This window comes from Xanthomonas cissicola (assembly GCF_008801575.1).
Classification (GTDB): domain Bacteria; phylum Pseudomonadota; class Gammaproteobacteria; order Xanthomonadales; family Xanthomonadaceae; genus Xanthomonas; species Xanthomonas cissicola.
In genome coordinates, this window is record NZ_VZPL01000071.1 from 1 (window position 1) to 22812 (window position 22812).

Sequence of the window (22812 nt, forward strand, 5' to 3'; positions counted from 1 at the left end):
ATCGCCACGCCGCTTTCGGCTTCGCGCAGAAAGCCGATGACCTGCTCGTCAGTAAAACGTTTCTTCACGTCCAATCTCCTCGGGGTAGGGAATTGGACTCCAAACTGAGGCGCTACTCAAAATTGGGTGGACGTCGCAGGCTCCACCCGTACCGCAACTCCTTGTTCGGTTGTACGTATAAGAAGTCAACACCCAGCCACCACCGCTGCCGTTAGCGCCAGACTGCCACGTATATGACCATGTCCTAGAGACGCCGCCCGCACAGCTGGAAATTCCAAATGTTTGACCATTAGAACCACTTGTAGGAAGTGGGACAGGTGGCGCTTCCTGAAGAGCGCGGATTCCACCGCTATTGACACTGGCAAGACGCACGGTGACATCCCCGGAAAATGTCACATTCGAATCGAAAGATTTCCCTGCCCCTGGTGCTGTTGATAGCCACTGCGCAATCTTTTTCGCTTCAAGCGGGCCTGCCGCATAGGTAATTTCGCTGGTTATTGACGTTCGGGAATGATTTTCCTGAGCGAAACCCAGTACCGGGAAGGAAACAGAAGTAAAAAGTAATAATTTAGCTGCGAATGCAAATGCCTTTCCATAAATTCTCCATGAGTGTTTTACCGCAACGCAACTATTTCCCTATAAAAATTAACGAAAGCTGAACAAAATATAACAAATAAAATCAGAGATTTTATTTGTTATATTTCGTAATTTAATTTATTCAAATTACACGCAACCGAAGCTAAAGACCGCGCTACTATGCCACCACCTGAGTTACTTCAATAATTGATTTTTATACACGAAAAAAGGGCAGCCATGGCCGCCCCTCTTCGTCAATATTACATCTACATAGCCGCCCTGAAAATCCCGTTCCAGGAGCGACTAAAGAGAACCGCGACGACGGGTTTTACGTTCCGTCAGCGCGGTTCGATCAGCACTTACACCCCGTGCGCAGCCAACTGCCCAAGCCGCTGCACCGCCACCGACACGGTCGGATAGTCCAGGGTCTTCTGCTCGGCGACATCGGCAAGCATGGCCAGGGTGAAACGCAGGCTGGAATCGTCGCGCTGCATCCAGTTGGCCACCTTGGCCTCGGCGCTGTTGCCGGACATGGTCAGCACCTGGCCGACCAGCGCGCGTTGGTGTGCGGCCAGTTCGTCGCGCAGCACGCCACGCGCCACTGCATGCCAACGGCCGTTGACCTCCAGCGCGTCGATCTGTTCGAACAGCCACGGCAGCCGCAGCGCTTCGCCCAGGCGGAAATGCACCTTGGAGACGTCCACCGGCTTGAGCTTGCGGGTGCGCGCGGTTTCGATGATGTCGAAGGCCGGTTCCAGATAACGCAGTTCGGACAACTGCTGCGCCAGTGCCGGGGTCAGGCCCTTGTCCTGCCACTCCTGCACGCTGGCTTCGTACTGCGGGCGCTGTGCATCCGACAGCACGCCCGACGCCACACGGATGTCGTTGAACGGGCCGTGGTAACGCTCCACCGCCGCAGTGATGCCGGGCATCTGACCGGGGCGCAGCAGCAACCAGCGCACGAACGAGCGCTGCAGACGCCAGATCACTTCCAGCGCGTCGATCTGCACCGACTCGGGCACCTTGCCGTCCAGCGCATCGATCTGCGTCCACAGCGCGCGCGCATCCAGCGTTTCGCGGCTGATGGTATAGGCCTTGGCGACCTCGCCGATGCTGCGGCCGGTATCTTCCTGCATGCGCATCAGGAAGGTGGCGCCCATGCGGTTGATGGTGGTGTTGGTGACCGCGGTGGCGATGATCTCGCGCTTGAGGCGGTGACGCTCCATCGCATCGGCGTACTTCTTCTGCAACGGCTGCGGGAAGTAGCGCTGCAATTCCTTGGACAGGTACGGGTCTTCGGGAATGTCAGATTCCAGCAGCTGCTGGAACGCCACCAGCTTGGAGTACGACAACAGCACCGACAGCTCCGGCCGGGTCAGGCCCTGGCCGCGCGCCTTGCGTGCCGACAGCTCGGCATCGGAGGGCAGGAACTCGATCTGCCGATCCAGCAGGCCCTGGAGTTCCAGCGTGCGGATGAAGTGCTGCTTGGAGCCGAGCCGCTTGACGCTCATGCGCTCCATCAGGCTGATGGCCTGGTTCTGCCGGTAGTTGTCCCACAGCACCAGGTCGGCCACTTCGTCGGTCATCGACGCCAGCAGCTTGTTGCGTGCGTCATAGGTCAGCTTCTTGGCCTGCACCATGTCGTTGAGCAGGATCTTGATGTTGACCTCGTGATCGGAGGTGTCCACGCCGGCCGAGTTGTCGATGAAGTCGGTGTTGAGCAGCACGCCGGTCTGCGCCGCTTCGATGCGGCCCAGCTGGGTCAGGCCCAGGTTGCCGCCCTCGCCCACCACCTTGCAGCGCAACTCGCCGCCATTGACGCGCAAGCCGTTATTGGCGCGGTCGCCGACATCGGCATGCGACTCGCTGGCCGCCTTGACGTAGGTGCCGATGCCGCCGTTCCAGAACAGGTCCACCGGGGCCTTGAGGATGGCGTTCATCAGTTCGTTCGGTGACAGCTGCTTGACGCTGGCGCCCAGGCCCAGCGCTTCACGCACCGGTGCACTGATGTCGATGGATTTGAGCGTACGCGGATAGATGCCGCCACCGGCGCTGATCAGCTTGGCGTCGTAGTCGGCCCAGCTGGAACGCGGCAGCTTGAACAGGCGATCGCGCTCGGCGAAGGACAGCGCTGCATCCGGGTTCGGATCCAGGAAGATGTGGCGGTGGTCGAACGCGGCCAGCAGGCGGATGTGCCTCGAGAGCAGCATGCCGTTGCCGAACACGTCCCCGGACATGTCGCCGATGCCCACCACGCTGAAGTCCTGGCTCTGGCAATCGCGGCCCATGGCGCGGAAGTGGCGCTTGACCGATTCCCACGCGCCGCGCGCAGTGATACCCATGCCCTTGTGGTCGTAACCGACCGAACCGCCGGAGGCGAACGCATCGCCCAACCAGAAGCCGTGGTCCAGCGCCAGGCCATTGGCGATGTCGGAGAACGTGGCAGTGCCCTTGTCGGCCGCGACCACCAGGTACGGGTCGTCCTGGTCATGACGCACCACCTGCGGTGGCGGCACGATCTTCCCGCCGACGATGTTGTCGGTGATGTCGAGCAGGCCCTGGATGAAGAGTTTGTAGCAGGCGATGCCTTCTGCCTGGATGGCATCGCGGTCGCCGCCCACCGGCGAGCGCTTGACGTAGAAACCGCCCTTGGCGCCAACCGGCACGATGACGGTGTTCTTGACCATCTGCGCCTTGACCAGGCCCAGCACTTCGGTACGGAAATCCTCGCGGCGATCCGACCAGCGCAGACCGCCACGCGCCACCGCGCCGAAGCGCAGGTGCACGCCTTCCACGCGCGGGCCGTAAACGAAGATTTCGCGATACGGACGCGGCTTGGGCAGATCCGGCACCCGCGCCGAATCCAGTTTGAAGCTGACGCAGTGTGGGTGCTTGCCGTTCTTGTCGGTCTGGTAATAGTTGGTGCGCAAGGTCACATCGATCACATCGATGAAGCTGCGCAGGATGCGGTCTTCGTCCAGGCTGGACACGCGATCCATCAACTTCAGCAAGGTGGCGCGGGTAGCGTCCTGCTGCGCGTTGCGATCGCCGCCGCGTGCTTCCAGCACGGCTTCCAGCGCCTTGAGCGTGGCCTCGTCGCCGCCTGCCAATGCAAACAGTTCTTCGCGCAGGCGCTCCTGGCCGGCGAAGATCTGTGCCTCGGTTTCAGCGCCGGTGGACGGATCGAAGCGCGCTTCGAACAATTCCACCAGCAAGCGCGCCAGCAGCGGATAGCGTGTGAAGGTGGCTTCGACGTAGGCCTGCGAGAACGGCACCGCCGTCTGCAGCAGGTATTTGCAGTAGCCGCGCAGCAAGGCCACCTGGCGCCAATGCAGGCCGGCCGCCAGGATCAGGCGATTGAAGCCGTCGTTTTCGGCGTCGCCGTTCCAGATGCGCTCGAACGCTTCGCCGAAGCTGGCATCGGCGTGTGCGGCATTGATCTTGCCGGAGGTCGATTCGACCTCGAAATCCTGGATGTAAACCGGCGTTTCGCCCACCTGCAACCGATACGGCCGCTCGGAAATCACGCGCAGTCCCATGTTTTCCATCATCGGCATCGCATCGGACAGCGGAATATCGTCGAGCTGGCGGTACAGCTTCAGGCGCAGGCCTTCGCCCGCGTCCAGACGCACGCCATCGTCGCGACGGATTTCCTGCAGGCTCAGATGCAGATCGTCCGGGCCGTCCAGCGAGGCGAGATGCTCGACGTCGGACACCGCCGATTCGATCGACGAATCTTCGATATAGCCGGCCGGCAATGCGCGGCCGAAGTTGGCCGCCATACGCAGGCCATTGGCCTCGCCATGCCGCGCAACCAGCGCTTCGCGCAGGGCATCGCGCCAGTTGCGCAGCAGGTGCGCCAGCCGCGATTCGAGTTCGGTGGTGTTGAACTCCAGCGCCTCGCCGCTCTTGGGACGCACGATCAGGTGCAGCTGCGCCAGCGGCGATTCGCCCAGCACCACGCTGGAGTCGATGTATTCGCCGTGCAGCGCGTCCTTCAACAAGGCTTCGATGCGCAGGCGCACATCGGTGTTGAAGCGTTCGCGCGGGATGTACACCAGCGCCGAGATGAAACGCCCGTACTTGTCGCGGCGCAGGAACAGGCGGCTACGCACGCGCTCCTGCAGCCCGAGGATGCCCATCGCGGTGCGATACAGCTCTTCTTCGTTGGACTGGAACAGCTCCTCGCGCGGCAGCGTTTCCAGGATGTGGCGCAAGGCCTTGCCGCTATGGCTGCTCGGAGTCAGCCCCGACTTGCTCATCACGTATTCGTGGCGCTGACGCACCAGCGGAATTTCCCATGGGCGGCGGTTGTAGGCGCTGGACGTGAACAGGCCCAGGAAGCGCTGCTCGCCGACGATGCGGCCCTTGGCGTCGAATTCCAGGATGCCGATGTAATCCATGTAACCGACCCGATGCACGCGCGAGCGTGCATTGGTCTTGGTCAGGATCAACGCATCCTTGAGCTTGGACGAGGCGTTCAACCCATGCGCGGCCAGCGTGGTCACCGGGCGCGCCGGCGAGGTGTCGCGTCCGCGCAGCAGGCCCAGGCCGGTCTCTTCCAGCGGCGCCAGCACGTCCTGGCCATCCTGCTTCTCCACCCGATACTCGCGGTAGCCGAAGAAGGTGAAGTGGTCGGCCGCGGCCCAGCGCAGGAACTCCTGGGCCTCATGCCGGCTGATGTCGTCGATCGGCAGACGGCGGGTCGCCAGATCGTCGGCAAGCATGACCATGCGCTCGCGCATCGCCGACCAGTCCTGCACGATGGCGCGCACCTCGGCCAGCACCTTGCGCACTGCCGCTTCCAGCTTGGGCATTTCTTCCGGCGGCTGGCGGTCGATCTCCAGCACCATCAGCGATTCGCTCTTGCCCTCGCCCACTGCGGTGAGCTTGCCGGACTTGTCGCGCGCGATGCGCAGCACCGGATGGCCCAGCACGTGCACGCCGATGCCCAGGTCAGCCAGGGTCATGCTGACCGAATCCACCAGGAACGGCATATCGTCGTTGACGATCTGCAGCAGGGTATGCGGCGACTCGTAGCCGTGGCTCTTCAAGGTCGGGTTGAATACCCGCACGTTGACCGTGCCGGCCTTACGCGCGCGCGCGAACTCCAGCATGTCCGATGCCAGCGCCGCCCACTGCTCTGGCGGATGGTTCGGGAATTCGTCCTCCTCCATGCGCCGGTAGAAGTCGGCGGCGAACGCCTGGACTTCGGCCTGACGGGCGGCCGGGTAGCGCTTGCGCAATGCGGCAAACACCGGCTCGAGGGTCACCGCCTGCGGTTCGGTGGCAAGCACGGGGACGGCACGTTCGGCGACCGGTTTGACCGACGTCGTGGACGATTTCGAAGCGGCTTTCTTGGCTGTCATGAGTAGAGCTGGAATGCTCGGTGGAAAACCTGAATTGTACCGGTGCGCAGTGACGACGCCTTGCTGCATAGCGCAAATGTGTGGGCTGCGATGGCCTCTGGCGGCATGCAAAAGCGCTACATGTCTGTATGGACGAAGACGCGACGGCAGGAAGGCGGGGCTGGATCGCCACAACCGGCAAAGTCCGGCCAAAGGCTTGGCACACAAGGCGTTGTGCAGACAACGCTGCGGCCGTCAAGCCTGTTTAAAAACTAAACTGGACGGTATAGTCTACCGCCATGATTCCTCGTTCCCACCGTGCTGCCCGGCGTTCGGACTGCGACCGCCGCATCCATGCGGCCGTGCATGCGCTGCTTGCCGAGCGTGGCATGCGGCTGAGCATGGATGCGGTGGCCGAGCGGGCCGGCTGTTCCAAGCAGACCCTTTACAGCTACTACGGCTGCAAGGAAAACCTGCTGCGCGATGTACTTCAGGACCACGTGCGCCTGGCGGCCGGGCCGCTGGGCACGGTCTCGGGCGATCTCCACGCCGATCTGCTGGCCTTCGCGCTGGCCCATCTTGACCGTCTGAACAACCCCGATGTGTTACAGACCTGCCGGTTGGTCGAAGCCCAGTCGCACCGGTTTCCCGACCAGTCGCAGCAGATCTTCCACGACGGCGTGGTCGGCATGCAGCAGCGCCTGGCGCATCGCTTCGAACAGGCGATCGACGCCGGCCAACTGCGGCATGACGATCCGCACTTCATGGCCGAACTGCTGCTGAGCATGATCGTCGGGCTGGATTTCGACCGCCAACGGTTTCAAGTTCCCCATCGCGCCGGCCTCCCCGCCAGGCAGCGGTGGGCGCAGTTCGCCGTGGACACCTTCCTGCGTGCGTTTGCTCCGGCTCCTGCCGCGCCGACGCCGCCACCGCCTTCTCTTCTCACTTCAAGACCCTAACGGAGTTCCTCCTGATGATTGCCCCGCTCCGCACATTCGGCCTGGCCTGTGCCATCACCGTGGCGCTGGCTGCCTGCAGCAAGCCCGAACAACAGCAGGCACCGCCGCCGCCGGAAGTGTCGGTGCTGGAGATGAAGCCGCAGACGCTGCCGCTGGAACGCGACCTGGTCGGCCGCCTGTCGGCGTACCGTTCGGCGGACGTGCGCGCGCGCGTGGACGGCGTGGTGCTCAAGCGCCTGTACACCGAAGGCGCCAACGTCACCGAAGTCCAGCCGCTGTTCCAGATCGACCCGTCGCAGCTGAAGGCCACGCTGCTGCAGGCGCAGGGCCAGCTGGCCGCCGCCGAAGCGACCTATACCAACGCCAAGATCGCCGCGACGCGTGCGCGCAGCCTGGCGCCGCAGCAGTACGTCTCGCGCGCCGACATCGACACCGCCGAAGCCAACGAGCGTTCGTCCGGCGCCAACGTGCAACAGGCGCGCGGCGCGGTCGAGGCCGCGCGCATCCAGCTCGGCTTCGCCACCGTGACCTCGCCGATCACCGGCCGCGCCGGCATTCAGCGCGTGACCGAAGGCGCACTGGTTGGTGCCGGCGAAGCCACCCTGCTGACCACCGTCGACCAGATCGACCCGCTGTACGTGAACTTCGCCATGAGCAGCGAAGAACTGGCCGCCCTGCGTCAGGCGCAGAGCAGCGGCAACGTGCAGCTCAGCGGCGACGGCAAGTCCTCCATCAACGTGGAGCTGGGCAACGGCACGCAGTACCAGCACCCCGGCACGCTGGACGTGTCTGCGGTGACGGTGGACCCGAGCACCGGTGCGGTGTCGCTGCGCGCCACCCTGCCCAACCCCGAACAATCGCTGCTGCCGGGCGCGTTCGTGACCTTCAAGGCCAGCCTGGGCCAGCGCAACAATGCCTACCTGCTGCCGCAGCAGGCGGTGCAGCGCGATGCCACCGGACCCTACGCCCTGGTGCTGGGCAAGGACGGCAAGGTGGTCCGCAAGAACCTCACCGTCGACGGCCAGCAGAAGGGCCAGTGGATCGTCACCGGCGGCATGACCCCGGGCGACCAGGTCATCGTCGATGGCGTGCAAAAGGCCAAGGAAGGGCAGCCGGCCAAGGGCGTGCCGTGGGATCCGAACAAGCCGGCACAAGGCGGCCAGCCCGGCGCAGCGGGCGCGGCGCCTGCCGCGGCACAGGGCGGCGACGCGCAAGCCGCACCGTCGGCCGACAAGGCCGATGCAGCGGCGCCGGCCGCCCAGCAACAGCCCAAGCAGGATGCGGCCGCGCAGCCGGCCGACTCCCAGTCCAAGCAGCAGTGACGGAACCCGGACATGCCTAAGTTTTTTATCGAACACCCGGTCTTTGCGTGGGTGGTGGCGATCCTGATCTCGCTTGCGGGCGTGATCTCGATCCTGAATCTGGGTATCGAGTCGTACCCGACGATCGCCCCGCCGCAGGTCACCGTCACCGCCAACTTCCCCGGCGCCAGCGCCGACACCGCCGAGAAGGCGGTGACCCAGGTCATCGAACAGCAGCTCACCGGCATCGACCACCTGCTGTACTTCAACTCGTCCTCGGCCGCCAACGGCCGCGTGACCATCACCCTGACCTTCGAAACCGGCACCGACGCGGATATCGCCCAGGTGCAGGTGCAGAACAAGGTGTCGCTGGCCACGCCGCGCCTGCCCTCGGAAGTGACCCAGCAAGGTGTGGTGGTGGCCAAGGCCAACGCCGGCTTCCTGATGGTGGCCGCGTTGCGCTCGGACAACCCCTCGATCAACCGCGACGCGCTCAACGACATCGTCGGTTCGCGCGTGCTCGAGCAGATCTCGCGCGTGCCCGGCGTGGGCAGCACCAACCAGTTCGGCGCCGAGTACGCAATGAACATCTGGTTGAACCCGGAGAAGCTGCAGGGCTACAACCTGTCGGCGACCCAGGTGCTGACCGCGGTGCGTAACCAGAACGTGCAGTTCGCGGCCGGTTCGGTGGGCGCGGACCCGACCCCGGAAGGCATCAGCTTCACCGCCACGGTGTCGGCGGAAGGCCGCTTCAGCTCGCCCGAGCAGTTCGAGAACATCATCCTGCGGACCGACAACAACGGCGCCACCGTGCGCTTGAAGGACGTTGCACGCGTGACCGTGGGGCCGAGCAACTACGGCTTCGATACCCAGTACAACGGCAAGCCCACCGGTGCCTTCGGTATCCAGCTGTTGCCGGGCGCCAACGCGTTGAACGTCTCCGAAGCGGTCGGCGCCAAGCTCGACGAACTGCAGCCGACCTTCCCGCAGGGCGTGACCTGGTTTGCGCCGTACGAATCGACCACCTTCGTGCGCATCTCCATCGAGGAAGTGATCCACACGCTGGTGGAAGCCATCGTGCTGGTGTTCCTGGTGATGCTGCTGTTCCTGCAGAACTTCCGCGCCACCGTGATTCCCACGCTGGTGATTCCGGTCGCGCTGTTGGGCACGTTCTTCGGCATGTACATGATCGGCTTCACCATCAATCAGCTGACGCTGTTTGCGATGGTGCTGGCGATCGGCATCGTGGTGGACGATGCGATCGTGGTGATCGAGAACGTCGAACGCATCATGAGCGAGGAACACCTCGAGCCGAAGGCGGCCACCCAGAAGGCGATGACCCAGATCACCGGCGCGGTGGTGGCCATCACCGTGGTGCTGGCAGCGGTGTTCATCCCCTCCTCGCTGCAGCCTGGCGCCTCGGGCGCGATCTACAAGCAGTTCGCGTTGACCATCGCCATGTCGATGGGGTTCTCCGCCTTCCTCGCGTTGAGCTTCACGCCGGCCTTGTGCGGCGCGTTCCTCAAGTCGACCCACTCCACCAAAAAGAACTGGGTCTACCGCACCTTCGACAAGTACTACGACAAGCTGGCGCATCGCTATGTCGGCGTGGTGGGCCATACCCTCAAGCGCTCGCCGCCATGGATGATTGCGTTCGTGGCGCTGCTGGTGCTGTGCGGCTTCCTGTTTACGCGGATGCCGGGCAGCTTCCTGCCGGAAGAAGACCAGGGCTTTGCGGTGGCCATCGTGCAGCTGCCGCCGGGCGCGACCAAGATCCGCACCAACGAGGCGTTCGCGCAGATGCGTGCGGTGCTGGAGAAGCAGCCGGCCGTGGAAGGCATGCTGCAGATCGCCGGCTTCAGCTTCCTGGGCTCGGGCGAAAACGTCGGTATGGGCTTCATCCGGCTCAAGCCGTGGGAAGAACGCGACGTCACTGCCGAGCAGCTGATCCAGCAACTCAATGGCGCTTTCTATGGCATCAAGGGCGCGCAGATCTTCGTGGTCAACCTGCCCACCGTGCAGGGCCTGGGCCAGTTCGGCGGCTTCGACATGTGGCTGCAGGACCGTTCCGGTGCCGGCCAGGAGGCGCTGATCAATGCGCGCAACATCGTGCTCGGCAAGGCCGCGGAGAAGCAGGACACCCTGGTGGGCGTGCGTCCGAACGGCCTGGAAAACTCGCCGCAGCTGCAGTTGCACGTAGACCGCGTACAGGCGCAGTCGATGGGCCTGGATGTCAGCGATATCTATAGCTCGATCCAGCTGATGCTGGCGCCGGTGTACGTCAACGACTACTTCGCCGAGGGCCGCATCAAGCGCGTCAACATGCGTGCCGACGATCAGTTCCGCGCCGGCCCCGAGTCGCTGCGCAACTTCTTCACTCCCAGCGCCACCGCCACCGGCACCGACGGTCAGCCGGCCATGATCCCGCTGAGCAACGTGGTCAAGGCCGAGTGGAACTATGCCTCGCCGGCCCTGAACCGCTACAACGGCTATTCCGCCGTGAACATCGTCGGCAACCCGGCTCCTGGCGGCAGTTCCGGCCAGGCGATGAGCGCGATGGAAGATATCGTCAACAACGATCTGCCGCCGGGCTTCGGTTTCGACTGGAGCGGCATGTCGTACCAGGAAATCATCGCCGGTAATGCGGCCACGCTGTTGCTGGCGTTGTCGGTGGTGGTGGTGTTCCTGTGCCTGGCCGCGCTTTACGAGAGCTGGTCGATTCCGGTGGCGGTGCTGCTGGTGGTGCCGATCGGCGTGCTGGGTGCGATCACCTTCTCGATGCTGCGTGGGTTGCCGAACGATCTGTACTTCAAGATCGGCATGATCACGGTGATTGGCCTGGCGGCGAAGAACGCGATCCTGATCGTGGAATTCGCAGTGGAGCAGCGGGCGGCGGGCAAGACCCTGCGCGAGGCCACCCTGGAAGCGGCGCACCTGCGGTTCCGCCCGATCCTGATGACCTCGTTCGCGTTCATCCTGGGCGTGTTGCCGCTGGCCATCTCCACCGGTGCCGGCGCCAACTCGCGTCACTCCATCGGTACCGGCGTGATCGGCGGCATGGTGTTCGCCACCGTACTCGGCGTGATCTTCATCCCGCTGTTCTTCGTGGTGGTGCGCCGCATGCTGGGCGACAAGCTGGACGAACAGTCCAAGGAATACCTGGCCGTGCAGAACGAGGGTGGCACCCACCGCCCGGATCGCTGAGTCAGGCAGTCATTGCAAACAAAAAGCCCCGGCACTGCCGGGGCTTTTTTGTGCGGCATCGTTGAAACCATTGCGAAATCCGCCACTTGTAGGAGCGCACCGGGCGCGAACGCATTCCCGATAACGCCCGTCGCGCCCGGGTGCGCTCCTACGAGGGTGCGATGGTCGGCAGGTTGCGGTGATCGGCGCGATGGCCTGAATAATCAAGCCCAGTGACACCTCCGGCTCACCGACATCGTGCAGGTCCGCAACGCGCGGCAGACAACCATCCTTGTAGGAGCGCACCCGGGCGCGAACGCATGACCGTTAAAGCCACCGCACCCAAAAGCCACCGCCCTACACGCCCGCAATACGCGCGCCGGTCGACCCACGCACCACGCAGCGTCCTGTCATCACCATGCGGCGGATCGGCAATTGCGGATTGCTTAGCCGTTCCAGCAGCAGCGACATCGCCGCCCGGCCCATGTCTTCCACCGGCTGCTCGACCACGGTGATGCCCGGCTCGACCAGATCGGTCCAGCGCTCGTTGTCGAACCCGGCCAGGGCCAGATCCTGCGGCAGGCGCAGGCCGGCGGTGCGTGCGGCCTTCAGTGCGCCCATCAGCAGCAGGCTGTTACTGGTGACGATGGCCTCGGGCCGCCGGTCGTTGGCCAGCCATGCCCCCAGCTCGGCGATCGCCGCCTCGGCGGTAGGCGCCACTTCGCGGTAATCCGGCTGCAGCCCCTGTGCGCGCATCGCTGCCAGGTAGCCGTCGCGGCGCTCGGCCGCGGTGGTGCTGGTGCTGCCGAACAGCCCGCCGATGCGCCGATAGCCCTGCGCCTGCAGATGCGCCACCAGCTCGGCCATGGCCGCGCCGTTGTCCAGCACGACGCTGTCATAACGGCTGCCAGGGCCGGCGCGGTCAACCAGCACGGTGGGGTAATCCAGCGCCAGCTCGTGCATGCGCCCCACCGTGACGCGGGTCGGCGCAAAAATCAGCCCGGTGATGCGTTCTTCCTGCATCAGCTCCAGGTATAACGCCTCGCGCTCGGGATCTTCATCGGTATTGCACAGGGTCACGCGCATACCGGCCTTGTAGGCGACCTCTTCCACCGCACGGATCAGCGCCGTGAAGTACGGGTTGCGGATGTCGGCCACGATCACCCCCAGGATGCCGGATTGCTGGGATCGCAATCGACGCGCCATCAGGTTGGGCCGATAGCCGGTCTGGCGCACCGCCGCTTCCACCTTGGCCCGCACCTCGTCGCTGACAGGGCCGCTGCCCAGCGCGCGCGACACCGTGGACTTGGATACGCCGGCCACGCGGGCCACGTCATTGATGCTGATACTCACTGGGACCGTTCCCGCTCCATTTTGCGCACCTTGACCCACGCGCGGTGTCGGCCCTGATGCTAACCCGAAAGCACTACAGCGTTTTTGTGCACCGCACATTGACCTGAATCGTGGGAACGTTCCCACTATACTTCCCAGCCCCACCTCATCCGGAGCCCGCCTTGTCCTCTCCGTCGCCCGCCCCCGTCACCCCCGACCTTGTGCGCCTGCGCGCCTCAGCCCGCGACAAGGACGACGCCATCGCCCAGGCCGCCCAGTTACTGGTCGCGGCCGGCTGCGTCGCGCCGGGCTACGAGGCCAGCATGCGGCGGCGCGAAGGCCTGGCGAACACCTTCCTGGGCCACGGCCTGGCGATCCCGCACGGCGTCGGCGAAGACCGCCACCTGGTGCGCCGCGACGGCATCGCAGTGCTGCAGCTCCCCGACGGCGTGGAATGGAACCCCGGCCAGATCACCCGGTTGGTGGTCGGCATCGCCGCGCAATCGGACACCCACATCACCCTGCTGCGCCGGCTGACCCGGCTGATCCAGGATCCGGCGCAGCTGGAAGCGCTGTTCAGTACCGACGACCCCGGCGTGATCGTGGCCGCACTCACCGGCGACCGCGCGCCCGAGACCAATGCCGCGCCGGCCACCGACCTGGCCGAAGCATTCGAGTGGACCATCGCCTACCCCAGCGGCCTGCACGCGCGCCCGGCCACCCGCTGGGCCGAGACCGCACGCGGCTTCTCGGCACGCGCGCAGGTACGCGCCGGCGACCAGGCCGCCGATGCCAAGAGCCTGGTCGGCTTGCTGCAGCTGGGCCTGCGTGCCGGCGACAGCATCACCGTCTCGGCCGAAGGCAGCGACGCAGCGGAGCTGCTCAAGCGCCTGCGCGCCGTCATGGACGGCCTGACCGCGCAGGAAAAGGCCGATGCCGAGCGCGCCGCGCAACGTCGCGCCGCCCCGGTGGCCGGCTGGACGCCGCCGCAAGCGCAGCCGGCCATTGTCGGCATTGGCGCCAGCCCGGGCGTGGCGATCGGCATCGTCCATCGCCTGCGCGCCGCGCAGACCGAAGTGGCCGATCAACCGGTGGGCCTGGGCGATGGCGGCGCGCAACTGCACGACGCGCTGACCCGCACCCGCCAGCAGCTCGCGGCGATTCAGGACGACACACAGCGCCGGCTCGGCGCCTCGGACGCGGCCATCTTCAAGGCCCAGGCCGAACTGCTCAACGACACCGACCTGATCACCCGCACCTGCCAGCTGATGGTCGAAGGCCACGGCGTGGCGTGGTCGTGGCACCAGGCGGTGGAACAGATCGCCTCCGGCCTGGCCGCACTCGGCAACCCGGTGCTGGCCGGTCGCGCGGCCGATCTGCGCGATGTCGGCCGGCGCGTGCTGGCCCAGCTCGACCCGGCCGCGGCCGGCGCCGGTCTCACCGACCTGCCCGAACAGCCGTGCATCCTGCTCGCCAGCGACCTGTCGCCTTCTGACACCGCCAACATGGATACAGCGCGTGTGCTCGGCCTGGCCACTGCGCAAGGCGGCCCGACCTCGCACACCGCCATCCTCTCGCGCACGCTCGGCCTGCCGGCGCTAGTCGCGGCCGGCGGCCAGTTGCTGGAAATCGAAGACGGCGTCACCGCCATCATCGACGGCAGCAGCGGGCGTCTGTACATCGACCCGTCCGAGCAGGATCTGGACGCAGCACGCACGCATATCGCCGAGCAGCAGGCCATTCGCGAACGCGAAGCGGCGCAGCGCGCGTTGCCGGCCGAAACCACCGACGGCCACCACATCGACATCGGCGCCAACGTCAATCTGCCCGATCAGGTCGCGATGGCGCTGACCCAGGGCGCCGAGGGCGTTGGCCTGATGCGCACCGAATTCCTGTTCCTGGAAAGCGGCCGCACCCCCAGCGAAGACGAACAGCACGCCACCTACCTGGCAATGGCGCAGGCGCTGGATGGCCGCCCGCTGATCGTGCGTGCGCTGGATATCGGCGGCGACAAGCAAGTGGCGCATCTGGAATTGCCGCACGAAGAAAACCCGTTCCTGGGCGTGCGCGGCGCGCGCCTGCTGCTGCGTCGCCCCGACCTGCTGGAGCCGCAACTGCGTGCGCTGTATCGCGCCGCCAAGGACGGCGCGCGGCTGTCGATCATGTTCCCGATGATCACCTCGGTGCCGGAACTGATCGCGCTGCGCGAGATCTGCGCACGCATCCGCGCCGACCTTGACGCACCGGAAGTGCCGATCGGCATCATGATCGAAGTGCCGGCCGCCGCCGCGCAGGCCGACGTGCTGGCGCGCCACGCAGACTTCTTCTCGATCGGCACCAACGACCTCACCCAGTACGTGCTGGCGATCGACCGCCAGAACCCGGAACTGGCGGCCGAAGCCGACAGCCTGCACCCGGCGGTGCTGCGCATGATCCGCAGCACCATCGAAGGCGCACGCATGCACGACCGCTGGGTCGGCGTCTGCGGCGGCCTGGCCGGCGATGCGTTCGGCGCCAGCCTGCTGGCCGGCCTGGGCGTGCAGGAATTGTCGATGACGCCCAACGACATCCCGGCGGTCAAGGCACGCCTGCGCGGCGCCGCGTTGAGCCAGCTGCAACAGCTCGCCGAACAAGCGCTGGCCTGCGAAACCGCCGAACAGGTGCGCGCATTGGAAGCCAAGCGCGAGGACAAGGCATGAGCCAGCAGGCCATCACCGTCACGCTGAACCCGGCGATCGACCAGACCATCCAGCTCGAACACCTGCAGCCTGGCGCCGTGCACCGCGCCAGCAGCGTGCGCAACGATGCCGGCGGCAAGGGCATCAATGTGGCCGCGTGCCTGGCCGACTGGGGCAGCGAGGTTGCTGCGCTGGGCGTGCTCGGGGTCGGCAATGCCGGCGTATTCGAAGCCCTGTTCCGCGAACGCGGCATCGCCGATCACTGCCAGCGCGTGGCCGGCGAAACCCGTACCAATCTCAAGTTGGTCGACGCGCGCAGCAACGACACCACCGACATCAACCTGCCCGGCCTGCGCCTAGGGCCTGCGCATCTGCAAGGCGTGGCCGATCATCTCGCCCCGCTGCTGCGCCCCGGCCTGCCGGTGGTGCTGTCGGGCAGCCTGCCGGCCGGGCTGCCGGACGACAGCTGGGCGCAATTGCAGGCCCAGGCCAGCGCTGCCGGTGCGCGCGTGCTGCTGGACACCAGCGGCATGCCGCTGGTGAGCGCGCTGGATGCCGCGCGCGAGGCGCTGCCGTACGCGGTCAAGCCCAATCGCGACGAACTCGCGGCCTGGACCGGCCGCCCGTTGAACGACCGCGGCGCACTCAGCGCCGCCGCGCACGAACTGATCGCACGCGGCATCCAGCTGGTGGTCATTTCGATGGGCACCGAAGGCGCCCTGTTCGTGCAGCGCGACCAGCGGTTGATCGCCCGCCCGCCACGCCTGGCGCACGGCAGCAGCGTGGGCGCAGGCGATGCGATGGTGGCCGGCCTGGCCGCCGCCTCGCTCGATGCCGCGACCACGCTGGAGCAGTGCGCACGGCTGGCCACGGCGTTTTCGATGTGCCGGCTGGAAAGCGGCGACGCGCGCCGGATGACGCCAGAAGGCGTGCGCCGCGCCGCAACCGACGTCGTGATCGAAATGCTGTCATGAGCCGCCATTGGCCACTGCCGATGCATGCACCCAGGTGGCCGTCGGGCCGGCAGTTGCAGACAGCGGCAGATCGCGCGCATCACCGCCACGCATAACGCTTGAAATTCCCCCGCCGACAACACCGGCGACCGCAACACAGCAGGAGTTTTGCCATGTCCTCTTCCATCGTGGTCATCGCCGCTAGCGAACGCAGTACCGAAGCCGTCCTGGCGGCCGAAGCGCTGCGCCGCGCGGCCACTGCCGCCGGCCGTCGCGTGACGATCGAAATCCGCAGCGACCAGGGCGTACTCGGCGCCTTGCCGGGCGAACTCGCCAGCGGTGCCGCCCAGGTCCTGGTGGTCGGCGACGCCGATGCCGACACCACTCGCTTTGGCGATGCGCAACTGGTGCGCCTGAGCCTGGGCGCGGTGCTGGACGACCCGGCCGCTGCGATCGGCAAGCTGGCCGCCCACGCCGACCCGGCCGTCGCCGGCAGTCCCGGTGGCGTCGCCAGCGGCAGCAAGCGCATCGTGGCCATCACCTCCTGCCCTACCGGCATCGCGCACACCTTCATGGCCGCCGAAGGCCTGCAGCAGGCCGCCAGGAAGCTCGGCTACCAGATGCGGGTGGAAACCCAGGGCTCGGTGGGTGCGCAGGACGCGCTCACCGACGATGAAATCCGTGCGGCAGACGTGGTCATCATCGCGGCCGACCGCGAGGTCGATCTGGCCCGCTTCGGCGGCAAGCGCGTGTTCAAGAGCGGCACCAAGCCGGCGATCAACGATGGCCCGGCGCTGATCAACAAGGCCCTGGCCGAGGCCAGCGTGCAGGGCGGCGCCACGCCCGCCACCGGCACCGCTGCCAGCGCCGCGGGGAACAAGGGCAATGGCCGCACCGGCGCCTACAAGCACCTAATGACCGGCGTCTCGTTCATGCTGCCGTTCGTGACTGCCGGCGGCCTGCTGATTGCGCTGGCCTTTGCGCTGGGCGGCATCTACGCCGGCGACGATGCGCACCAGGGCACGTTGGCCTGGTCGCTGTTCCAGATCGGCGCCAAGGCCGGCTTCACCCTGATGGTGCCGGCCCTGGCCGGTTACATCGCCTACTCCATCGCCGACCGCCCCGGCATCGCGCCCGGCATGATCGGCGGCCTGGTGGCGGCCAATCTCAATGCCGGTTTCCTCGGCGGGATCATTGCCGGTTTCATCGCCGGCTACGGCGTGGCTGCGCTCAACCGCTACATCCGCCTGCCGCGCAACCTGGAAGGTCTCAAGCCGGTGCTGATCCTGCCGGTGCTGGGCACCCTGCTGGTCGGGCTGGCGATGATGTACGTGTTCGGCCAGCCGGTGGCCGACCTGCTGGCCTGGCTCACCGCCTGGCTGCGCGGCATGCAGGGCAGCAGCGCGTTGCTGCTGGGCCTGCTGCTCGGCGGCATGATGGCCTTCGACATGGGCGGGCCGGTCAACAAGGCGGCCTATGCGTTTTCCACCGGCCTGATCGCCAGCCAGGTCTATACGCCGATGGCCGCTGCCATGGTCGCCGGCATGACCCCGCCGCTGGGCATCGCGCTGGCGACCTGGGTATTCCGCAACCGCTTCACTGCCGAAGAACGCGGATCGGCCACTGCCGCCGGCGTGCTCGGGCTGGCCTTCGTCACCGAAGGCGCCATCCCGTACGCTGCGCGCGACCCGTTGCGCACCATCCCGGCGCTGGTGATCGGCTCGGCCGTGGCCGGCGCCATCTCGATGACCGCCGGTGCCGAATTGAAGGCGCCGCATGGCGGCATCTTCGTGCTGCTGATCCCCAACGCCGTCACCCACCTGCTCAACTACGTGCTGGCCCTGGTGGTCGGCGTCGTGGTCACGGCCATCGCGCTGCGCCTGCTCAAGAAGCCGGTGACCGACGTCGTCGCCTGATCCAGCAACGGCGGCACGGACCTGCCGCCGCACCTGACGCGCCCGAGTGTTCCCGCGCGCCCCTGACCTGCTTCACCGCTGCGCTGCGCCCCCAGGTGCGCCGCCAGCGGCTTGCCCACCCACTTGTTGTCGCGTTCGCCACCACGGCCACGCCCTTTTGTCCGGAGTCTTGCCATGACCGCCCTCGCCCCCCGCCGTGCCCGCCCCCGCCTGCTGTGCCTGTCGCTGACCCTGGCACTCCCCCCGCTCGCCCACGCGCAGGACGCCGCCGACGCCTTCAAGCTCAAGTTGGGCTACACCGGCGAAGCCGCCTCGATGATCGACGGCGGCCGCAAAAGCGGCGACGCCTACGCAGGCCAGTTGATGGTCGGCACCGATGTCGACATGGACCGCCCGTTCGGCTGGAACGGCGCCACGGTGAAGCTGTACGTCACCAACCGCCACGGCACCAACCTGGCCAACAGCAGCATCGGCAACAGCACCTCGGTGCAAGAAATCTACGGCGGACAGGGCACGCGCCTGGCCAACTTCACCCTGCTGCAGAAGCTCTTCAACGACCGTCTGGAACTGGAAGCCGGCCGCAGCGTGGCCAACATCCACTTCCTCGGCTCGGACCTGTGCCAGTACTTCCAGGGCAACTCGGCCTGCGGCAACCCCACCTTCGTGTTCCGCACCAGCAACTTCACCTACTGGCCGGTCTCCAGCTGGGCCGCGCATGCTACCGCCTGGGTCACACCGACGGTCTATCTGCATGTCGGCGCCTACGAGGTCAACCCAATCCAGGCGCAGGACGGCCAGCACGGGCTGAACTGGAGCACCAAGGACACCACCGGCGTGGTGGTGCCCTATGCCGTGGGCTACAAGAACAAGGGCGGCGACGGCAGCATGGCCGCCATGTACGAACTGGGCGGCTGGCAGGACAACTCCGACTACACCGACCCACTGCGCGACCGCAACGGCAACCCGGCCGTGCTGAGCGGCTTGGGGTATGAAAACAAGCAAGGCCGCTCGGGCGTATTCGCACGCTTCGAACAGCAGGTGACCAATCCCGACCCGTCGGGCACGCGCGGCCTGACCGTGTTCGGCGCTGTGCTGCAGAGCACCGGCGGCCAAGCGATCGAGGACCATTTCATCCAGCTCGGCCTGGTGCAGAAAGGCACCTTCGCCAGCCGCCCGCAGGACAACATTGCGTTTGTGATCACGCAGCAGAAATGCAGCGACGAAGCGATCGAAAACCTGCGCCTGGCGCGCGCCTCCGCCGGCGGCACCGGCACCCCAGCCGACAACCAGATCATGATGGAGCTGAGCTACGGCATCCAGGTCACCAAGCGCCTGCGCATCGCCCCGAACCTGCACTACGTGATCAACCCCGACCAGTTTAACGAACCGACCCGCACCACCGATCTGAAGAACGCGCTGATTGCGGGCATGCGGATCGACTGGAATCTGTGACCCGTCAAGAAGCGGCGCGCGTTGCGCGCATGCTTGGCGGGCACCACTGCCTGAAGCGAGTGGCGGGTGCGTTGCATCTGACTGCAGTGCAACGCATTGCGTCGGCTCGGTTGGGTTGGGCAATGCCGGATGTAGCCGACGGGTTCGATGAGCCGCTTAGGCGCGACCGCACGCAAGGTGGCTTTTTCGGCCGCCCCTGTCGCGTGCAAGCCAGTGGCTGTAATGACGACGTCGCATCATTGCGAATCTGATGTTGCGCGCAGATTGATCGCTCTGTATTGCCGCTGGTTGCCGTAACGCGGCCCATTCTTCTCGAAGGTGGCACAGAGCCGGCCTTCGTCACAGGGAGCCAAGTCGGCACGGGACACGCGATCCAGGTAGTCGATGGACGCTCGAAGCTGCGCGAGTTCGGTTCGCTTTTCGGTGATCATGCCAACCGAGTAGGCCACCGCACCCAGGCCCAACACGCCGGCCACGAGCATCGTGGCCGATGCAATGCCCATGCGTCGCGTGATCTTTGTTTCCAAGGACTGCTGGGCATGCGCGTAACGGCGAGTGGCTTGCTGCAATGTCTCATCCGCAGTCGCCATTTCTTTGTTGAATCGCTTGGCGGCTGGCTCCAGCGTCTGCGTCAACGCCTGATTGGTCAGTTGCGTTAGCCTCGGCAATGCATTCTCCAGCACCCGATTGACCTTGGCATCGGCGCTGCTGGCCGCGTGTTGGACTACCTGAAGTTGCTCGGCAACCACATCGCGCAACCGTTGTTCGCGCTGCTGCATGGATGCCACCAGCGTCGTCAGCACTTTGACTGTCTCTTGCAACGAGGCGTTCGATGCATTCAACGTGGCCATCATTTCCGCCATTGCGGCCGCGTCTTGCCTGTCCATGAAGTCTCCTGAGCTCGGCTGGTCACGGAAGCGATTTTGACTAACCGCCGCCTCCACCACCACCACCACCTCCTCCCCCGCCTCCACCGCCGTCTCCACCCCCACCGCCATCCCCCTGAGGACCGCTCTGCATCGGCCCCTTGGCGAACTCCGGCAAGGTCATCACCATCACCGGCCCGCGGCTGGTGTTGATCTCCGCTGAGACATCCATCCCCAACGCCTGGCGTGTAGCGACGTGCTCCTGGGCCTCCTGCTGGGCCTGCGCTTCCAAGAAATCGTTGCCTCTTTTGATGAGCGCCTGCGTTGCTGCGCTGTTGGCTACTCGGTTCAGCGCTTGCTCGATCGCCAACTCGTTCTTGCTGTCGAGCGCGTAGAGCACTTCGTCCACGTCCGGGTCGCCCGTGATGGATTTGCGCTCAGCTTTCGACGAATCGTTTGGTGTATCTCCTACCCGTGGCCCGGTGGAACGCTGAGCTAGAAGCGGAAAGGACTCGGCTTGCTCAGCCGCTTCACTGGGCGAGCGTCCACTTGGTTGGTGCGCGCTGAATGTATCAATGCTGCCACCCTCCTGGTCTAGCGCCCTCTTTTGAGCGAAGGGATAAGGTTCTCCACGCTCGCGATACTCCCTCCATTCCTTGTGGAAGCGTTCGTCTTTCCGATCCGCCGCCTCGATCTCCTGTTGCAGCTGGCGCAGCGAGCGCATGGTCTCTTCCAGGAACAGTGCGCCGCCCGGGTCTGCGGCACTGCGGTCCTGTGTCGGGGTCGATTGGGTGCGCAAGTCCTCCACTTCTGCCGACCCTGCGGGGAAGCGATTCACAGCGCTGGCTTCCAAGGACTGCTCGTGTGCCTGCGCAAAGTGTTCTGCTGGCCGCACATCCGCTCCATGCTCAGTGAGCGAGCCATCGGAGGGACGGGGCTGCTCGGCCTTGGTTTCTTGCTCAGGATTTGTAAGCGCTGCGGCCTGCGATGCAATCAACGGGTCTGCTGACGCAATCGTTGTTGGGGCCATGACGCGAACCGGCGCTGCCTCCTGCTCACGCGCCACGTCTTGCTGCAGCGCTGGCGGCACCGCATCGGCCTCCGCGTTTTGTGAAGGCTGGCTGCCGAATTCCCGGCCCCGAGAAGGAGGCCCTTGGAGGTGCGCAGCATCGCGACTCTCCAACGCATGCGTTTCCAGCGCGCGTGCCGCTTCTTGTGCTTGATGCGGCTGCGCGTCGCCTGGACGAGGCGACTGCGTCCGTGGGTCAAGCGTAGTGTGAGCCGCGCGTTCGCCTACCTGTTGGTTATTCGCCTCGAATCGCTGGTGGGCGTCTGCCTGCTGCAACTCGGGCTGCGGCGTTTGCTGAGCCGGCGCCGTAGTCGGAGCGTGCGGCTGGGGATCGGCTTGTTGCGAGGCGTGCTGGCTGGGGTCTTGCTGTTGCGCTTGCTGAGCCTGACGTTCCTGGACTTCAACCCGCGTGGCTTCTTGAGCCTGGCGGTCTTGCTGGTCCCGCTGCTGGTTGTCCTGGGCTTGGCGCTCCTGCACCTGACGTTCCTGGACATCCCTTTCCTCACGCTCCTGCAGCTCGCGTTGCTGGCTGGTCTGTGCCTGCCGCTCCTGTAGTTGACGCTCTTCTAGCTCACGCTGCTGCTCTGCTTGTCGCTGACCTTCCAGCACCGCGTGCGCCTGGACTGCCTGTTCGCTCTGCGCCCGATCTTCGCGCTTTGGCTGTGCCTGCTGGAGGTGCTCGCGCACCTGCGCGACGTGTTGCTCCTGGGCAAGACGATCTTGCTGTTCGCGTTCTTGCCGCGCCTGCGCCGCGACAGAGGCTTGCATGCGCGCCTGGATATCCAGCACCTGCTGCGGATTGGACGACTCGGAGGCCGAGGTGTCCGCCTCAGCCGTTCCCTCAGGCACGCGCCCTAGGCTTGGCGACTCTGGTCGATTGCCTTGCGCCTCGCTCAACGCCTGCCGGATGTCTTCGCTGCTGGTCACGGCCACCACACGAGTCACCCCATCGCTGCCGCGCTGGAGGTGCGCGATGGCGCTGTCATACCCGTATTGCCCCAACGCATTGCGTTGTAGCTGCGACGTCCCCCCACCCTGAGTAGTGGTTTGGTTTAGAGTCCGGGGGTAATGATATCGGTGTTTGCCAGATGTTGGGCATAAGCAGCCGGGGTCATGCCGCCGATCGCCTTCTTGGGTCGGTCCTCGTTGTATTCGCGTCGCCAGCGTTCGATTTCGGTG

At 65.7% G+C, this 22812-nt stretch carries 12 protein-coding genes and 1 pseudogene; 7 read left to right on the top strand and 6 right to left on the bottom strand.

Going from position 1 to position 22812, the window contains the following annotated elements; translation table 11 throughout:
* Together F7R02_RS27575 and F7R02_RS20660 are read right to left on the bottom strand one after the other, a co-directional pair.
* Positions 1-68 (bottom strand): annotated as a pseudogene (locus F7R02_RS27575) (transposase); the annotation flags it as partial.
* A gap of 867 nt (positions 69-935) precedes the next feature.
* Positions 936-5945 (bottom strand): NAD-glutamate dehydrogenase, encoded by a 5010-nt coding sequence (locus tag F7R02_RS20660; RefSeq protein ID WP_151210169.1) that lies wholly within the window; start codon positions 5943-5945, stop codon positions 936-938.
* Positions 5946-6223: 278 nt separating this feature from the next.
* Between F7R02_RS20660 and F7R02_RS20665 the strand changes: the two genes are divergently transcribed.
* From F7R02_RS20665 to F7R02_RS20675, 3 genes are read left to right on the top strand one after another with little or no spacing between them, the layout of a single operon-like run.
* Positions 6224-6883 carry a TetR/AcrR family transcriptional regulator gene (locus F7R02_RS20665; RefSeq protein WP_005917360.1) on the top strand — a complete coding sequence of 220 codons (660 nt, stop codon included), beginning with the start codon at positions 6224-6226 and terminating at the stop codon, positions 6881-6883.
* A gap of 14 nt (positions 6884-6897) precedes the next feature.
* Positions 6898-8205 carry an efflux RND transporter periplasmic adaptor subunit gene (locus F7R02_RS20670; protein WP_078591122.1) on the top strand — a complete coding sequence of 436 codons (1308 nt, stop codon included), beginning with the start codon at positions 6898-6900 and terminating at the stop codon, positions 8203-8205.
* A gap of 12 nt (positions 8206-8217) precedes the next feature.
* Positions 8218-11388 carry a multidrug efflux RND transporter permease subunit gene (locus F7R02_RS20675; RefSeq protein WP_011051628.1) on the top strand — a complete coding sequence of 1057 codons (3171 nt, stop codon included), beginning with the start codon at positions 8218-8220 and terminating at the stop codon, positions 11386-11388.
* A 336-nt stretch (positions 11389-11724) separates the two neighbouring features.
* On the opposite strand, the gene F7R02_RS20680 is transcribed toward F7R02_RS20675, so the two are convergent.
* Positions 11725-12720 (bottom strand): LacI family DNA-binding transcriptional regulator, encoded by a 996-nt coding sequence (locus F7R02_RS20680; RefSeq protein WP_005917351.1) that lies wholly within the window; start codon positions 12718-12720, stop codon positions 11725-11727.
* A gap of 161 nt (positions 12721-12881) precedes the next feature.
* Here F7R02_RS20680 and ptsP point away from each other — a divergent pair, with 161 nt between their 5' ends.
* From ptsP to F7R02_RS20700, 4 genes are all read left to right on the top strand, one after another.
* Positions 12882-15398 carry a phosphoenolpyruvate--protein phosphotransferase gene (gene ptsP / locus F7R02_RS20685; protein WP_151210171.1) on the top strand — a complete coding sequence of 839 codons (2517 nt, stop codon included), beginning with the start codon at positions 12882-12884 and terminating at the stop codon, positions 15396-15398.
* Positions 15395-16351: a 1-phosphofructokinase gene (gene pfkB, locus F7R02_RS20690; protein ID WP_078590154.1), complete on the top strand. Its 957-nt coding sequence runs from the start codon at positions 15395-15397 to the stop codon at positions 16349-16351. The genes ptsP and pfkB overlap by 4 nt, the downstream gene beginning before the upstream one ends.
* Before the next feature lie 152 nt (positions 16352-16503).
* The gene (locus tag F7R02_RS20695) at positions 16504-18246 is read left to right on the top strand and encodes a PTS fructose transporter subunit IIC (RefSeq protein WP_078590153.1); all 1743 of its coding nucleotides are present in this window, start codon (positions 16504-16506) and stop codon (positions 18244-18246) included.
* A gap of 174 nt (positions 18247-18420) precedes the next feature.
* Entirely contained in the window at positions 18421-19698 is a 1278-nt protein-coding gene (locus F7R02_RS20700) for a carbohydrate porin (protein ID WP_167521077.1), read from the top strand.
* Positions 19699-19934: 236 nt separating this feature from the next.
* Here the strand turns inward: F7R02_RS20700 and F7R02_RS20705 are convergent, their stop codons facing one another.
* The 3 genes from F7R02_RS20705 to F7R02_RS20725 all read right to left on the bottom strand — a co-directional run.
* Positions 19935-20585 (bottom strand): hypothetical protein, encoded by a 651-nt coding sequence (locus tag F7R02_RS20705; protein WP_078583483.1) that lies wholly within the window; start codon positions 20583-20585, stop codon positions 19935-19937.
* Positions 20586-20625: 40 nt separating this feature from the next.
* A complete protein-coding gene (locus tag F7R02_RS26505) occupies positions 20626-22560 on the bottom strand; it encodes a coiled-coil domain-containing protein (protein ID WP_167521078.1) in 1935 nt (644 codons plus the stop codon).
* Positions 22561-22685: 125 nt separating this feature from the next.
* Positions 22686-22812, bottom strand: a 127-nt coding sequence (locus F7R02_RS20725; RefSeq protein WP_151210081.1) for an integrase core domain-containing protein, incomplete at its 5' end; no start/stop codon positions are given.

Coding starts and splice junctions, on each gene's coding strand:
- F7R02_RS20660 (WP_151210169.1), bottom strand. CDS start 5,945: ATGACAGCCAAGAAAGCCGCTTCGAAATCGTCCACGACGTCGGTCAAA.
- F7R02_RS20665 (WP_005917360.1), top strand. CDS start 6,224: ATGATTCCTCGTTCCCACCGTGCTGCCCGGCGTTCGGACTGCGACCGC.
- F7R02_RS20670 (WP_078591122.1), top strand. CDS start 6,898: ATGATTGCCCCGCTCCGCACATTCGGCCTGGCCTGTGCCATCACCGTG.
- F7R02_RS20675 (WP_011051628.1), top strand. CDS start 8,218: ATGCCTAAGTTTTTTATCGAACACCCGGTCTTTGCGTGGGTGGTGGCG.
- pfkB (WP_078590154.1), top strand. CDS start 15,395: ATGAGCCAGCAGGCCATCACCGTCACGCTGAACCCGGCGATCGACCAG.
- F7R02_RS20695 (WP_078590153.1), top strand. CDS start 16,504: ATGTCCTCTTCCATCGTGGTCATCGCCGCTAGCGAACGCAGTACCGAA.
- F7R02_RS20700 (WP_167521077.1), top strand. CDS start 18,421: ATGACCGCCCTCGCCCCCCGCCGTGCCCGCCCCCGCCTGCTGTGCCTG.
- F7R02_RS20705 (WP_078583483.1), bottom strand. CDS start 20,585: ATGGACAGGCAAGACGCGGCCGCAATGGCGGAAATGATGGCCACGTTG.